This window comes from Centipeda periodontii DSM 2778, assembly GCF_000213975.1.
In the GTDB taxonomy this organism is placed as follows: Bacteria; Bacillota; Negativicutes; order Selenomonadales; family Selenomonadaceae; genus Centipeda; species Centipeda periodontii.
Genome location: NZ_GL892076.1, coordinates 1,252,918 through 1,268,079 on the forward strand (window position 1 = coordinate 1,252,918; position 15,162 = coordinate 1,268,079).

General features: G+C 57.0%; 10 protein-coding genes. 8 read left to right on the forward strand and 2 right to left on the reverse strand.

Annotated features, from left to right (window positions below):
- Positions 1 to 24 precede the first annotated feature (24 nt).
- Positions 25 to 1,254: an FAD-dependent oxidoreductase gene (locus tag HMPREF9081_RS05580; RefSeq protein WP_006306089.1), complete on the reverse strand. Its 1,230-nt coding sequence runs from the start codon at positions 1,252 to 1,254 to the stop codon at positions 25 to 27.
- Positions 1,255 to 1,457: 203 nt separating this feature from the next.
- Here HMPREF9081_RS05580 and HMPREF9081_RS05585 point away from each other — a divergent pair, with 203 nt between their 5' ends.
- The 6 genes from HMPREF9081_RS05585 (at position 1,458) to HMPREF9081_RS05610 (ending at position 7,720) form a co-directional block, all read left to right on the forward strand.
- Positions 1,458 to 2,657 (forward strand): saccharopine dehydrogenase family protein, encoded by a 1,200-nt coding sequence (locus HMPREF9081_RS05585; RefSeq protein ID WP_006306090.1) that lies wholly within the window; start codon positions 1,458 to 1,460, stop codon positions 2,655 to 2,657.
- Positions 2,657 to 3,796, forward strand: coding sequence for a carboxynorspermidine decarboxylase (nspC, locus tag HMPREF9081_RS05590; protein WP_006306091.1), 1,140 nt, complete (start codon positions 2,657 to 2,659; stop codon positions 3,794 to 3,796). The genes HMPREF9081_RS05585 and nspC overlap by 1 nt, the downstream gene beginning before the upstream one ends.
- A gap of 219 nt (positions 3,797 to 4,015) precedes the next feature.
- Entirely contained in the window at positions 4,016 to 4,594 is a 579-nt protein-coding gene (gene ahpC, locus HMPREF9081_RS05595; protein ID WP_006306092.1) for an alkyl hydroperoxide reductase subunit C, read from the forward strand.
- 111 nt (positions 4,595 to 4,705) lie between these two features.
- A complete protein-coding gene (locus HMPREF9081_RS05600) occupies positions 4,706 to 6,334 on the forward strand; it encodes an FAD-dependent oxidoreductase (RefSeq protein WP_174262960.1) in 1,629 nt (542 codons plus the stop codon).
- 103 nt (positions 6,335 to 6,437) lie between these two features.
- The gene (gene rbr, locus HMPREF9081_RS05605; RefSeq protein ID WP_006306094.1) at positions 6,438 to 6,971 is read left to right on the forward strand and encodes a rubrerythrin; all 534 of its coding nucleotides are present in this window, start codon (positions 6,438 to 6,440) and stop codon (positions 6,969 to 6,971) included.
- A gap of 62 nt (positions 6,972 to 7,033) precedes the next feature.
- Complete coding sequence (locus tag HMPREF9081_RS05610; protein WP_006306095.1) at positions 7,034 to 7,720, forward strand: thiamine phosphate synthase; 687 nt, start codon at positions 7,034 to 7,036, stop codon at positions 7,718 to 7,720.
- A gap of 194 nt (positions 7,721 to 7,914) precedes the next feature.
- Here HMPREF9081_RS05610 and HMPREF9081_RS05615 read toward each other — a convergent pair whose 3' ends face one another.
- The gene (locus HMPREF9081_RS05615; protein WP_006306096.1) at positions 7,915 to 8,775 is read right to left on the reverse strand and encodes an NAD(P)-dependent oxidoreductase; all 861 of its coding nucleotides are present in this window, start codon (positions 8,773 to 8,775) and stop codon (positions 7,915 to 7,917) included.
- 128 nt (positions 8,776 to 8,903) lie between these two features.
- Here HMPREF9081_RS05615 and HMPREF9081_RS05620 point away from each other — a divergent pair, with 128 nt between their 5' ends.
- Both HMPREF9081_RS05620 and HMPREF9081_RS05625 read left to right on the forward strand, forming a co-directional pair.
- Positions 8,904 to 10,514, forward strand: a complete 1,611-nt coding sequence (locus HMPREF9081_RS05620; RefSeq protein ID WP_040394601.1) for an MBL fold metallo-hydrolase RNA specificity domain-containing protein — start codon at positions 8,904 to 8,906, stop codon at positions 10,512 to 10,514.
- Between the two features lie 192 nt (positions 10,515 to 10,706).
- Positions 10,707 to 14,966, forward strand: a complete 4,260-nt coding sequence (locus HMPREF9081_RS05625) for a 2-hydroxyacyl-CoA dehydratase (protein ID WP_006306098.1) — start codon at positions 10,707 to 10,709, stop codon at positions 14,964 to 14,966.
- Positions 14,967 to 15,162 lie beyond the last annotated feature (196 nt).

Genomic DNA, 15,162 nt, shown 5'->3' on the forward strand with positions numbered 1-15,162 from the left:
TTGTGTCGGCAAAGCCCGACGATGTCAGGACTTTGCGCTGTGTTCCTCCATATAGCGAATCATTGCCTCGGCGACGTGTTTTGCATCCCTGACGGCATGGACGACAGTCCACGGTCCCTGCACGACGTCACCCGCCGAGAATACGCCGTCGCGTCCCGTCATGCCGTTCTCATCGACGATGACAAGCCCCTTTTTGTTCAGTGTGATGCCCGTTGTGGAGCGGACGATCTTGTCCTTTGCCGCCTGGCTCGCCGCGATGACAGTGCTGTCGGCGGGAACAAGATAGGGGGCACCCTCGCTGATCAGATTTTGATCCTCATCAAAAACGCGGTCATAAAGCATTGGCCCCTCGGGCGTGACGGAGTGGATGCCCTTGCCATACTGGATCTCGCAGCCATCCATCAGTGCATACTCAAGCTCGCGCTCGCTCGCTGAGATGCCGTTGCGCCGTGCGTAGATCGTGACGTAGCGGCTGCCCTTGCGAATTGCTGTACGTGCTACGTCCATTGCGGAGTTGCCCGAGCCGATGACGGCGACGCGGTCACCGAGACGGTAGACATCCGGGTTCTGGAGGTAGTTGACGGCATAGTGGCAGTTGCCAAGTGTCTCGCCGTGGATGCCGAGGCTCTTCGCACGCCATGCGCCCGTGCCCATGAAGATCGTCTCGTAGCCGTCGCGGAAGAGATCGTCCACCGTGAGTGCGCCGCCGATCGTCGTGTTTGGGCGGATGTGGATGCCGAGGGTGTAGAGCTTCTCCTCATAGCGGTCGAGCGTCGAGGGCGGCAGACGGAAATCCGGAATGCCGTAGCGCAGCATTCCGCCAATGCGCTGCATCCGCTCGAAGATCGTGACGCCGTAGCCCTCCTGTGCGAGTTTGACTGCAACGACAATACCTGCGGGTCCCGCGCCAATCACGGCGACATTGTGTCCGTTGTATGACTTGCGTGAGAGGACGAGTTTGTCGAGATAGGTGTCCGATATGTAGTGCTCAATGCTCGAAATCTGGATCGGTGCACCGCGCCGCCCTTGAATGCAGTTGCCCTCGCACTGTGCGTCATGATCGCAGACGAGCGAACAGAAAACGCTCATCGGGTTGTTGTCGTAGAGCATTGCGCCCGCCTCGTTGATCTTGCCGTCGAGGAAGAGGCGGATCATCTCCGGCACATTGGTCTGCACGGGGCAGCCCTTGATACGGCAGAGCGGCTTCTTGCACTGGAGGCAGCGGCGCGACTCGTTGATGACGTGAACAGCCATGGTTGATGGTTCCTTTCGTTATATTGCAGAGCTTCCTAAATTATTGTATACACAGGAATTATTATAGCACAATTCGATCGCTCTGTCATAGAATGTAACAAAAGAAAAGACGATATATGCGGAAGGATTATTTCAGAGGTGATATTTCTTGCAGTGCCCCCCGTCCTGTTGTATGATAGGAGTATCTATAAGGAGGCGTTGTTATGGGAAAAGCGATGATTATTGGTGCGGGCGGCGTTGCGAGCGTTGCCGTGCATAAATGCTGTCAGAATCCGGAGGTGTTCGAGGAGATCCTCATTGCCTCGCGCACAAAGTCAAAATGCGATGCGCTCAAGGCGAAGCTGGACGGCGGAAAGACGAAGATTCAGACCGCTGCGGTGGATGCGGACGATGTGCCCGCACTCACGGCACTCATCCGTGAGTTTCGGCCGGAGGTCGTGCTCAACCTCGCCCTCCCGTATCAGGATCTGCACATCATGGATGCGTGCCTTGCGGCGGGCGTGCACTATGTCGATACGGCGAACTATGAGCCGGAGGACACGGCGAAGTTCGAGTACAGCTGGCAGTGGGCGTATGCCGATCGCTTCCGTGAGGCAGGGCTGACGGCACTCCTCGGCTCGGGCTTCGATCCCGGCGTAACGGGTGTGTTCAGCGCGTACGCGATGAAGCACGAGTTTGACGAGATCAACTACATCGACATCCTCGACTGCAACGGCGGCGACCACGGCTATCCCTTTGCGACAAACTTCAACCCCGAGATCAACATCCGTGAAGTTTCGGCGAAGGGCAGCTATTGGGAGAATGGTGCGTGGGTCGAGACGGAGCCGATGGAGATCAAACGCGTCTATGACTTTGCCGAGGTCGGGCAGAAGGATATGTACCTCCTGCACCACGAGGAACTCGAATCCCTTGCAAAAAATATCAAGGGCATCAAACGCATCCGCTTCTTTATGACGTTTGGCGAGAGCTATCTGACGCATCTGCGCTGTCTTGAGAACGTCGGCATGACCTCGATCGAGCCGATCGACTTCGAGGGGCACAAGATCATCCCCCTGCAGTTCCTCAAGGCAGTGCTGCCCGATCCCGCGAGCCTCGGTCCGCGGACGAAGGGCAAGACGAACATCGGCTGCATCTTCCGCGGGAAGAAGGACGGCAAGGAGAAGAATTACTACCTCTACAATGTCTGCGACCATGAGAAATGCTACGCCGAGGTCGGCTCGCAGGCGGTCGCCTACACGACGGGCGTGCCCGCGATGATCGGCGCGATGATGGTGATGACGGGCAAGTGGCGCCGTCCCGGTGTGTTCAACGTCGAGGAGTTCGATCCCGATCCGTTCATGGACGCGCTGAACGTCTGGGGGCTGCCGTGGCAGGAGAGTCATAACCCGGTGCTGGTGGACTGATGGGGACGTTTGTGCAGTGGCGCGCGGAGTGGAACGCGGTACCGACGCCCTCCTATCTCGTCTATGAGGAGCTGCTTGAGAAAAATCTGCGTATTCTTGCCGAAGTTGCGGAGGACACGGGCGCAAAGGTGCTGCTTGCGCAGAAATGCTTTTCCATGTATCACTACTATCCGCTGATCGGGCGCTATCTCGCGGGAACGACGGCGAGCGGCATCTATGAGGCACGCCTCTCGCAGGAGGAAATGGGCAAGGAGAATCACGTCTTCAAGCCAGCCTATGAGGAAGACGAGCTGCATCGCCTCGCCGCGATCTGCGATCACATCATCTTCAACTCGTTCGCCCAGTGGGAGCGTTTCGGCGCGCAGGCACGGGCGGCAGGTGTGTCCTGCGGCATCCGCATCAACCCCGAGCGCTCGACGCAGGAGCATGCGATCTACGATCCCTGCGCGCCGGGGTCGCGTCTCGGTGTGAAGATTGCGGATTTTCGCGAGGATTTGCTTGATGGGCTGGATGGCCTGCACTTTCATACACTCTGCGAGCAGGGCGCAGACGCGCTTGCTCTGACGCTCGAAGCCGTGGAGGAGAAATTTGGCAAATACCTCCACGGCATGAAGTGGCTGAACTTCGGCGGAGGGCACCACATCACACGCGAGGGCTATGACATCGCACTGCTCAAAAAATTGATTCGCCATGTGCAGGAGAAATATGACGTGGCGGTCTATCTCGAACCGGGCGAGGCGGTTGCGCTGAATGCAGGCTTCCTCGTTGCCGAGGTGCTCGAAGTACAGGCGGGCGGGAATGTAATCCTCAATACGTCGGCTACCTGCCACATGCCCGATGTGATCGAGATGCCCTACCGTCCGCCCGTCATCGGTGCGGGCGAAGCGGGGGAGAAGGCGCATACGTATACGCTCACGGGACCGACCTGCCTCGCGGGCGATACGATCGGCACTTACTCGTTTGACGCGCCGCTTATTGTTGGGTCTCGTGTCATCTTTGGTGATATGGCGATCTATACGATGGTCAAGAACAACACGTTCAACGGCATGCCGCTACCGAACATTATCGCTGTTCCTCCGAGTGGAGATTGGGAGATTGTACGCGCATTCGGTTACGATGATTTCAAGATGAGGCTTTGAGATGAGAGGAACTGCTGTGATGGTGGTTCCTCTTTTGTGTTTCGTTGGATACGCATACGGGATTTTTTGACATATCAAACTATTAAACAAAAATAGTTATTAAAAAGTATAAATTTCTGTTGACAAGTAAAATCCCCTGTGCTATGATTAACCCATCATAAGGACATACGCAATCGCTTGAAACGAAAGCGATTGGTTTTATCAAAAGGAGGATATTCAATGTCACTCATCAACAAGGAAATCAGCGATTTTAAGGTAGACGCATTCCAGAAGAAGGAAGGCGGTCAGGGCGAGTTCGTTCAGTACACAAAGGCGGATCTCAAGGGCAAGTGGAGCGTGTTCTTCTTCTATCCGGCGGACTTCACGTTTGTCTGCCCGACGGAGCTGGCGGATCTCCAGGATCAGTATGCGGAGTTCCAGAAGCTCGGCTGCGAGATCTTCGGCGTTTCCTGCGACTCCCACTTCGTACATAAGGCGTGGCACGAGAGCTCTGAGCTTGTCGGCAAGCTCACCTATCCGATGCTCGCAGACCCGACGGCAAAGCTCGCACGCGACTTCGATGTTTACATCGAGGAGGACGGACGCTCCGAGCGCGGTACATTCGTCGTGAATCCCGAGGGCAAGATTGTTTCCTATGAGGTGAGTGCAGGCAACGTCGGTCGCAATGCACAGGAGCTTCTCCGCAAGGTGCAGGCGCTCCAGTTCGTCGCGAAGCACGGCGATGAGGTTTGCCCCGCACGTTGGAAGCCGGGTGAAAAGACGCTGAAGCCGAGCTTCGATCTCGTCGGCAAACTCTAAGAAATTGAACCGGCACTTCGCGAGGCAGCTTGCGGAGTGCTTTTTCCTATGGAGCACGGATTGATTCAGAGAATCCATATCAGGAGAAGAAGAGGTGCTTTGGTGGACAAAATGTATGATGCCGTCATCGTCGGCGGCGGTCCTGCAGGGCTTTCCGCCGCCATCTATCTGGCGCGTGCGAAATGCAAGGTGCTGGTCATCGAGAAGGAGAAGATCGGTGGACAGATCACGATTACTGCCGATGTTGTGAACTACCCCGGCACGGGGAAGGTCAGCGGCTCCGAGCTTGCGGCACAGATGGAGGAGCAGGCGCGTGGATTTGGTGCGGAGTTCGTCACGGCAGAGGTCATCGGTCTCAAGCTCGATCAGGATATTAAGGAACTTGAGACGACGGCGGGCACGGTGGAGGCGCTCAGTGTTATCCTCGCGACGGGGGCAAATCCGCGCAAGGTGGGGTTCTACGGTGAGAAGAAGTTCCAAGGGCGTGGTGTTGCCTACTGCGCAACCTGTGATGCCGAGTTCTTCACGGGCATGGACATTTTCGTCATCGGCGGCGGTCTTGCGGCGGTGGAGGAGAGTATGTTCCTCTCGCGCTATGGCAAATCCGTCACGATCCTCGTGCGCAGTGACAAGTTCCGTGCGCCGCAGACAGCAGTGGACGCACTTGCGAACTACCCGAATATCAGCGTGCGCTTCAATACGGTGGTGGAGCGTGTCGGCGGTGAGACGATGATTTCCTATGCTGATTTTCGCGACGAGAAGACGGGCAAGATTGAGCACTATATGGCGAAGGACGGGGAGACGTTCGGCGTCTTTGTCTTTGCCGGCTATATCCCGAACACGGGGCTCTTCCGTGAGCACGTCGCGCTCAACGAGCAGGGCTACGTCATCACGAACGAGGAGAAGGAAACGAATGTCAAGGGGGTCTTTGCGGCAGGCGATGTCTGCATCAAGACGCTGCGTCAGGTGGTGACGGCGGTTTCCGACGGTGCTGTCTCTGCGGTTGCGGCAGAGCGTCATGCGGCGGCACTGCATGACCGACTGAAGCTGCCCGCCTTTGCCCGCGCCGAGGTGGATGCAAAGCGCTTTGAGCAGCGCAAGTCCTCCATTGAGAAGGAAGCGGCAGAGGGGAATGAAACGAACTTTATCTCTGCCGAGATCCGCGCGCAGCTGGCGGCGGTCTTCGAAAAGCTCGAGCGTCCGGTCAAAATTGTCGGACACTATGATGACGGCGATCTCTCACGCGAACTGCGCGGCTTTATGGATGAATTTGCAGGTCTCACGGACAAGATCAGCTACGAGGAGAGCGAGGCGGCAGGCGGCGAACCGGGCGTCGAGGTCCTGCGTGCTGACGGCACGTCAAGCGGCATTACGTTCCACGCTGTTCCGGGCGGACATGAGTTCAACTCGTTTATCCTAGCTCTCTACAATGTGGCAGGCCCCGGTCAGGAACTGCGCGACGAGACGCGCGCGAAAATTGAGCAGATTTCCGCGCCCTCCGATGTCAAAGTTCTCATGTCCCTCTCCTGCACGATGTGCCCCGATGTTGTTGCAGCCGTGCAGCGCATTGCGGCAGAGCGGGAGAATGTGCGTGCTGACATCTACGACATTCGCTACTTCCCTGAGATGAAAGAGAAGTATAGCGTGATGAGCGTTCCCTGCATGATTGTAGGGGAAGACCTTTTCTTCGGCAAGAAGAACATCGACGAGGTCGCAGATATATTGGTCAATCGAGGCTGAGTGTTTTGTTGCCCGCGCCCCTGAGCAAGGCGCCTATGGGGAATAGAAACGCTCTGTCGATTGATATAGTTGCTGTGTATTATTTTTAGAAAAGGAGAGCATCATGGAACTCAAGGGATCACAGACCGAGAAGAATCTCTGGGCGGCATTTGCCGGCGAATCGCAGGCGCATACGAAGTATCTCTACTATGCGTCGCAGGCGAAGAAGGATGGCTACGTCCAGATCTCGAACATCTTCAACGAGACGGCAGTCAACGAGAAGGCACACGCAAAGATCTGGTTCAAACTCGTGCATGGTGTCGGCGACACGAAGGCGAACCTCGCCGATGCCGCCTCCGGGGAGAATGAGGAGTGGACGAGCATGTACCCCGAGTTCGCACGCGTCGCGCGCGAGGAGGGATTCGACAAGATTGCGCGTCTCTTCGACGCCGTCGGCAAGATCGAGAAGGAGCACGACGCCCGCTACAAGCTGCTGCTGCAGAAGGTGGATGAGGGCACGGTGTTCGCACGCGATGAGAAGATCATCTGGCAGTGCCTCAACTGCGGCTATGTCTGCGAGAGTCCGAAGGCACCGATGAAGTGTCCGGTCTGTGAGCATCCGCAGTCCTTCTTCCAGCAGGTTGTGCAGAATTACTAAGCCGTTGATACGGCTATGAAAAATCCCCGCCGTTTGGCGGGGATTTTTTAGGAGGATATCATATGCGAAACAAATTCGATTTATCCGCGTATCTCGTGATTGGTCCCGAGAATACGAATGGGCGTCCCATTGCACGTGTGATCGCGGAGGCGGTTTGTGCGGGGTTTACATTTGTTCAGATTCGAGCAAAGCATACGGATGCACGCGAGATTATCGATCTCACGCGTGCAGCGGCAGATGTGATCGCCGCGCAGGAGAAGTCGGCTGTTGTGACACTCGTTGTAAACGACCGTCTAGATGTCGTGCTCGCTGCGCGGGAACAGGGCGTCAAGGTGGACGGCGTGCACGTCGGACAGACGGATATCCCGCCCGATGTATGCCGCAAGCACCTCGGCGCGGACGCGATTATCGGACTCTCCGCACGTACATCGGAACTCCTTGACTACGTGTCGCACTGCGATACCTCGTGCATCGACTACTTCGGTGCAGGACCGTTGCACGCGACGCCAACAAAGCCCGAGGCAGGGCGTACTGCCTCGGGCGAAATTGTGACGCGCAGCCTCGAAGAACTCACGCAGCTACACCGTATCAGCCCCGTGCCCGTGGTCGTAGGCGGCGGTGTCAAGGCGGCGGATTTACCTGCCCTCAAAGCGACAGGCGTTGAGGGCTTCTTCGTCGTGAGCGCGGTGGCGGGCGCGATGCATCCGTATGCTGCAGCGGAGGAGTTGGTGCGGATTTGGCATGAGTAAAACGATGTGGCGCGAATCCCGCGCGAACGCTTAGTTGCACAAGTGATCGCGTGCTCGTTCGCCGAAATACCGACGCACTTCTTAAACGCGCTGCGCTTGAACGAAAGAAGCACGCCGGGGGCGAGTCGCACACTTTACTCACTTGTTCCACTAGGGTTCACTTTGGGACATCGCGCCACAAAACCGTAGAATTTTCACTCATAATATTTCAACAAGCTCTGCGTTCCATCTGTGCCGCCGCCGCGCTCCTCAATTGCGCGCGCCTCACGCAGTACCTGTTCGAGGACAGGAAGGTCGACGCCATACTCCTTGCTCGTCTCGGCACCGATCGTCATATCCTTGACGAAGTGCTTAATCATAAAGCCGGGATCGAAGTTGCCGTTGAGCGCCATGCGCAGCATGTTGCTCATCTGGAAGCTCGCCGCCGCACCGCCCGAGATGGAGGTGTAGACCTTCTCGACATCCAGCCCCGCCGCGCGTGCATAGGCGAATGCCTCGCACGCGCCCGCGAGTGCCCCTGCGATTGCGATCTGGTTTGCCGCTTTGGTTTTTTGCCCTGCACCCGCGCTGCCCTCATAGACGATGTTCTTACCCATTGCGGCAAAGATGGGCCGCATGGCGTTGAACGCATCCTCATCGCCGCCGACGAGGATGTTCAGCGTGGCGTTCCGTGCGCCCATATCTCCACCTGTGACAGGTGCGTCGAGTGCATGAATGCCGCGCTTCTTTGCCTCTGCATAAATGCGTTCGGCAAGAGCGGGGGAGGAGGTCGTCATATCGGCGGTGTAGGCACCCACATCGAGATTTGCGAGAATCCCATCCGCGCTGAGGTAGATTTCCTCCACATCCTTCGGATAGCCGACGATCGTGATGACAGCGTCCTGCCCACGTGCACATAAACCGGGACTCTCACAGTATTTCGCGCCACGCGTAACGAGTGCGTCCGCCTTCGACCTCGTACGGTTGTAGACGCTGAGCTCATAGCCCGCATCCATGAGGTGATCTGCCATCGCGGCGCCCATGATGCCAAGTCCGATAAATCCAATTTTTTTCATAGAGTTTCCTCCCTTTCATTCTCTATGTGTTCAGTGTAGCATAAAATCCTGCAAAAAGCAGGATTTTTTTGATGGATTCCGAATTTTATAGATATAAGAAATCGTTGAATCCGAAGGGAGGCTGTCTTATGCGGCTCGAATTTTTGGGCGCTGCGCACGTCGTCACAGGCTCGTGCTATCTGCTCCATGTGGGGGATCACAGCTATCTGGTGGACTGCGGCATGTATCAGGGAACGCGCCGTCTGCGCGAGATGAACTATGAGGACTTTCCGTTCAATCCCGCCGAGATCGAGGCGGTTTTTTTGACGCATGCGCACATCGACCACTGTGGACGCATTCCGCGCCTCGTGCGTGAAGGTTTTCGCGGAAAAATCTACGCGACGCGTTCCACCTGCGACCTCGTGCGCATCATGCTGCCGGACTCCGCGCACATCCAAGAGAGCGATGCAGAGCTCTTTAATCGGAAGAACGCCCGCCGCAGTGAGGCGCCGATTACGCCGCTCTATACGCAGGCGGATGCCTTTGCCGCACTTGAGCTGTTTGAGCCGGTCGCCTATCAGTCACCTTTGCAGGTGGATGCTCTGCAACTGACCTTCCGCGACGCGGGGCACATTCTCGGATCGGCAATCATCGAGATGGTGGTGGAGGAGAACGGGCAGGAGACGAAGCTTGTCTTCTCGGGCGACCTCGGTCAGCCGAATCAGCCCATCCTGCGTGATCCGGAACGAATTGCGGGAACGGATTTCCTGCTTGTCGAGTCCACGTACGGCGACCGTGTTCACCGTGATTATGACAAGGAGACGGCGCTCCTTGAGGTTATCCGCGATACGATGGATCGCGGTGGCAACGTCATTATCCCGTCCTTTGCCGTCGGCAGAACACAGACGCTGCTCTATTACTTTTACAATCTGTGGAAGGCGGGACGGCTTGACGGTGATATCCCGATCATCATCGACAGTCCGCTTGCAATTCAGGCGACGCGTGTCTTCCTCAAGAACTATGAGGACTTTGATGAGGAGACCATTGCGTTCTTTGGGGAGCAGGGGACGATTCCTTCGTTCCCGCAGGTGCGCATTGCAGAGACGGCGGCGGAGTCACGTGCACTGAACTCTGCCGAGGGCTCGGCGATCATCCTGTCTGCCTCGGGCATGGCAGATGCAGGACGTGTACTGCACCACCTCAAGCACAACCTCTGGCGTCCGGAGTCCACGGTGCTCTTTGTTGGTTATCAGGCGGAGGGAAGCCTTGGGCGGCGACTCGTCGACGGCATTAAACGCGTGCGTGTGCTCGGTGAGGAGATTGCGGTCAAGGCTCAGATTCAGGTGCTTGAGGGCTTTTCGGCGCATGCGGATGCAGAGCAGATCGTCGACTGGATGCGTTCGATTACCGCCCCACGCCCTGCAAAGGTGTTTCTCGTCCACGGCGAGGGACAGGCACAGGAGGCGCTCAAGGAACGGATTCAGGAAGAACTTGGGCTCGAAGTCTATGCACCTTTCCTCGGTGATACTGTTACAATTCAGGGACGGAGCGCCAATCTCATCCCGTCGAACATCCCCTCCGTCTCGGTCGAGGCGGAGATGGAGGATGTCATGCGCGATTTCGACGCGGAGTATCGGCAGCTGCGTAAGGCGGTTATCCGCACGGTCGTGCGCCAGCCAAAGCTCATGGAGCCAATCATCCGGACGATGCAGAAAGCGCGCAACTACTTCAAGAAACTCGCTGCACCGTATAATATTTGAGGTCTGTTTCTTTCTATAAAATGAAGAACCATTATTTGAAAATTGGATATCGCGGAACTGTGCGCCATACACTTGCATAGTCCTGTGAAATACGTTAAAATAGGGAAGCCTTAAAGAGGCTTTCCTATTTAATATGGGTTAATTGAATAAAATCCATATTCTTTTATATGGATTCGGATAGGTGGTGTTACTTTGGAATCCCCATTTCGTGTCGGTGTGGACGTCGGTTCGACGACGATCAAGCTGGTCGTTCTCGGGGAGGAGCATGAGATCCTCTACAAGAATTATGCACGGCATTTTTCTGAGATCGGCAAGGCGCTGCAGGAGAATCTGGAGCAGCTGAAAGAGGTGGTCGGTGAGGCAAAATTCTCGTTTGCACTCACGGGGTCGGCGGGCATGGGTATTGCCCAGCGCATCGGACTTCCGTTCGTACAGGAGGTTATCGCCTGTGCCTCGGCGGTGCGTCGTCTTATTCCGGAGACAACGACGGCGGTCGAGCTTGGCGGCGAGGACGCCAAGATCACGTATTTCGGTGATGCACCCGAGCAGCGCATGAACGGTGTCTGTGCAGGCGGTACCGGCTCGTTCATTGACCATATGGCATCCCTGCTCTCGACGGATCCCATCGGACTCAATACGCTCGCAGAAAAGGGCAAGCGTGTCTACGCGATTGCCTCGCGCTGCGGCGTGTTCGCCAAGACGGATATTCAGGCGCTCATGAACGACGGTGCGGAGAAGGCGGACATTGCACTCTCCGTTTTTCAGGCGGTCGTCAATCAGACCATCGGCAACCTCGCGCAGGGGCGCCCGATCGGCGGCAATGTCGCATTCCTCGGTGGACCTCTGCACTTTCTCCCGGAACTGAAAAAACGCTTTATCGAAACATTGAAGCTCGACGATGAACACGTTGTCGATGTGGATTACGGCAATTATTTCGTCGCGGTCGGCGCGGCGCTCTCAGATGAGGCCAAAGCAATCGATATGGGGGAGATGGAGTCGTGTATTGCACGTGCGGAGAGGGCTGCGGCGGCAGAGACACGTACGGCCGATTTCACACTCTTTAAGAGAGCAGAGGACTATGCGGCGTTCCGTGCACGGCATGATCGTGACCGTGTAAAGCGCGGAATTCTTGCGGACTATTGCGGTCCGATCTACATCGGCATCGACGCAGGCTCGACAACGACAAAGATTGTCGCCATCGGCAGTGACAAAGAGCTGCTGCATACGTCCTACGGCAGTAATCATGGCTCGCCCTTGCAATCCGTCATCGACGCGCTGAAAGAGTTCTATGCCGTGATGCCCGAGGACGCATACATTGCGGGTGCGATGACAACGGGCTACGGCGAGGCAATCGTCAAGGCGGCGCTCCACGCGGACGGCGGCGAGGTCGAGACCTTTGCCCATCTGCGTGCGGCGCAGGAGTTCTGTCCAGAGGTCAGCTTTGTGCTGGACATTGGCGGGCAGGATATGAAGTGCTTCTTCGTGCAGGACGGCAGCGTCGGCAACATTACGCTCAATGAGGCATGCTCGGCGGGCTGCGGCTCGTTCATCCAGAACTTTGCCGAGGGACTGCATATGACGCCCGCAGAGTTTGCGGGCAAGGCGGTGGACGCGAAGGCCCCCGTCGATCTCGGCACGCGCTGCACGGTCTTCATGAATTCGAAGGTCAAGCAGGCGCAGAAGGAGGGGGCGGAGGTCGCCGACATCTCGGCGGGCATTGCGCTCTCGGTCGTCAAGAACGCCCTGTTCAAGGTCATGCAGATCAAGGACGTGTCAACGCTCGGCGAGCACATCGTCGTGCAGGGCGGGACGTTTTACAACGACGCGGTTCTGCGTGCGCTTGAGAACATCATCGGCAAGAATGTCATTCGTCCCGACATCGCGGGGCTCATGGGTGCATATGGCGCGGCGATCCTCGCGCTTGAGACGGGGACGGAGCGATCGACGCTCCTCGGGGCGGATGAGCTTGGCACATTCGAGACCAAGACCAGCTCCTATCGCTGCGGCAAATGTGGCAATAAGTGCCTCATCACGATGCAGCAGTTCCCGAACGGCGAGCGCTACTTCACGGGCAATCGCTGTGAACGCGGTATCGGCGGCGAAAAGCACGAGGACGATACGCCGAACATCTACAAATTCAAGTATCGGCGTGTATTCAAACACTATAAATCGCCCGCAGAGCCGCGCCGTGGACGCATCGGCATTCCGCGCACGCTCAATATGTACGAGGACTATCCGTTCTGGTTCACGTTCTTTGACAAGCTCGGATATGGCGTCGTTCTCTCTGGGAAATCGTCGCCGCAGCTCTTTTACAAAGGCATGGCAACGATTCCGTCGGACTCGCTCTGCTACCCCGCAAAGCTCGCGCACGGACACATTGTCGACCTCGTGGAAAAGGGCGTCGATACGATCTTTTACCCCTGCGAGCCCCACAATATGGAGGACAAACCGGGCTCGTCAGCGAACAATTTCAACTGCCCGATCGTCGCGTCCTATGCGGAGAACATCCGCATCAATATGGACATCCTGCGTGAGAAGAACATCCGCTTTATCCAGCCATTCCTGCCAATCAATGACCGAAAGCGCATGATTGAGCGCCTCGTGGAGGAGTTCGGCAAGGCGGAGGGGATCGGGAAAAAGGAGATCACTGCCGCCGTTGATGCGGGCTATGCCGAGATCGAGCAATACCGAAAGGATGTGCGTGACTACGGTCAGCAGATCCTCGACCGTATTGCGCAGACGGGAGAGCACGCGATTCTTCTCGCGGGGCGTCCGTACCATGTCGATCCCGAGATCAACCACGGCATCCCCGAGATGATTCAGTCCTACAAGCTGCCGATCCTCTCCGAGGATGCGGTCTATCACATTCCCGTGCACGAGCGTCGGCTTCAGGTCGTGAACCAGTGGAGCTACCACGCGCGCCTCTATCATGCGGCGCAGTTCGTCGCGGAGCATCCCAATGTGACACTCATCCAGCTCAGTTCGTTCGGCTGTGGTCTGGATGCACTCACAACCTCCGAGGTGCGCGAGATCCTCGAATCGCACGAGCGTATCTATACGATGATCAAACTCGACGAGGTGTCGAATCTCGGCGCGGCACGCATCCGTCTGCGTTCGCTGATTGCAGCGCTCGCGCGCAGGGAGAACCCCGCCTATCACGAGGTGCCCGTCATCGAGCGTCCGCGCTTTACCGAGGACTGCAGGAAAACGCATACGATTCTTGCGCCGCAGATGGCGCCGATCCACTTCGAGCTTTTCCGCACGACGATGAAAAAACATGGCTACAACGTCGTCATTCCACCGATGCCGGACAAGGCAGCGATTGATCTTGGGCTGCGCTACGTGCACAACGATATGTGCTATCCGGCGATCGTCGTCATCGGGCAGCTGCTTGCGGCGCTAAAGGCGGGCATGTGCGATGCAGACCACACGAGTATTGCGCTCTTTCAGACATGCGGCGCGTGCCGTGCGACCAACTATCTTGGCGTCCTGCGCAAGGCACTGCGCGATGCGGGCTTCCCGAACGTTGCTGTCTTTGCCGTGCGCGGACTGCCAGAGGAGACGGACAGCTTTGCCTTCAGCCGCGAGATGATGGTGGACGCCATCAAGGCGGCGGTCTACGGCGACCTTCTCATGAACGTTCGCAATCGCATGATGCCGTATGAACTTGTCAAAGGATCGACACAGGCGGCATTCGACAAGTGGATGACACGTGCGAAGGAGGAGATTGAGCACGGCAGTGTGTTCAAATTTCGCCGCATGGTGAAGGACATTGTGCGCGATTTTGACCACATTCCTATCGATGAGCACCTGTGGAAGCCGAAGGTCGGCATCGTCGGCGAAATCCTTGTCAAGTACCATCCAGTTGCGAACAATGACATCGAAACGGTATTGATGAACGAGGGGGCAGAGGTCGTTATGCCCGACTTCGTGGACTTCTTCCTCTACTCCGCATACGACCCGATTGCGCAGCACAAACTGCTCTCTGGTTCGTACAAAGATCGTCTTTTTGGACGTATGTTCATCAAGGTCATAGAGTTTTTCCGCGCACCTATGCGCAAGGCACTCACAGAGAGCCGTCACTTCCGTCCACCGCAGTCCATCGATCACACGGCGCAGCTTGCGGCACGTCACGTCAGCCTCGGCAACATGGCAGGGGAGGGCTGGTTCCTCACGGGCGAGATGGTAAAGCTCATCGAGGAGGGCGTGTCCAACGTCGTCTGCTTGCAGCCGTTCGGCTGTTTGCCGAACCACATCACAGGCAAGGGCGTCATGCACGACCTGCGCAAGGCGTATCACGGCGCGAATATCACGGCGATCGACTGCGATGCGGGATCGAGCGAGGTCAACCAGCTCAACCGCCTGAAACTCATGCTCGCCGTCGCAAAGGAACGGCGGCCGGCAAAGTCGGATTCTGTGATGCAGACAAACGAAACCGCAAAAATGAGATAATGAATCTTGGAAAAAGGGGCTGTTGCACGAAGCTAAAACTTCGTACAACGCCCCTTCTTTGTGCCCCTTCCACCGCTTGCGCGGTCCCCCTTCCCCGTCAAACGGGGAAGGCTGGAATTATGGCATATTAGCTTCCCCCGCCAGAGCGGGGGAAGTCACGCAGATTCGCGGGCACGAGAAAACGCCCCTGTTTGGA

Coding starts and splice junctions, on each gene's coding strand:
- HMPREF9081_RS05585 (WP_006306090.1), top strand. CDS start 1,458: ATGGGAAAAGCGATGATTATTGGTGCGGGCGGCGTTGCGAGCGTTGCC.
- HMPREF9081_RS05580 (WP_006306089.1), bottom strand. CDS start 1,254: ATGGCTGTTCACGTCATCAACGAGTCGCGCCGCTGCCTCCAGTGCAAG.
- HMPREF9081_RS05600 (WP_174262960.1), top strand. CDS start 4,706: ATGTATGATGCCGTCATCGTCGGCGGCGGTCCTGCAGGGCTTTCCGCC.
- HMPREF9081_RS05620 (WP_040394601.1), top strand. CDS start 8,904: ATGCGGCTCGAATTTTTGGGCGCTGCGCACGTCGTCACAGGCTCGTGC.
- ahpC (WP_006306092.1), top strand. CDS start 4,016: ATGTCACTCATCAACAAGGAAATCAGCGATTTTAAGGTAGACGCATTC.
- HMPREF9081_RS05610 (WP_006306095.1), top strand. CDS start 7,034: ATGCGAAACAAATTCGATTTATCCGCGTATCTCGTGATTGGTCCCGAG.
- HMPREF9081_RS05615 (WP_006306096.1), bottom strand. CDS start 8,775: ATGAAAAAAATTGGATTTATCGGACTTGGCATCATGGGCGCCGCGATG.
- rbr (WP_006306094.1), top strand. CDS start 6,438: ATGGAACTCAAGGGATCACAGACCGAGAAGAATCTCTGGGCGGCATTT.
- nspC (WP_006306091.1), top strand. CDS start 2,657: ATGGGGACGTTTGTGCAGTGGCGCGCGGAGTGGAACGCGGTACCGACG.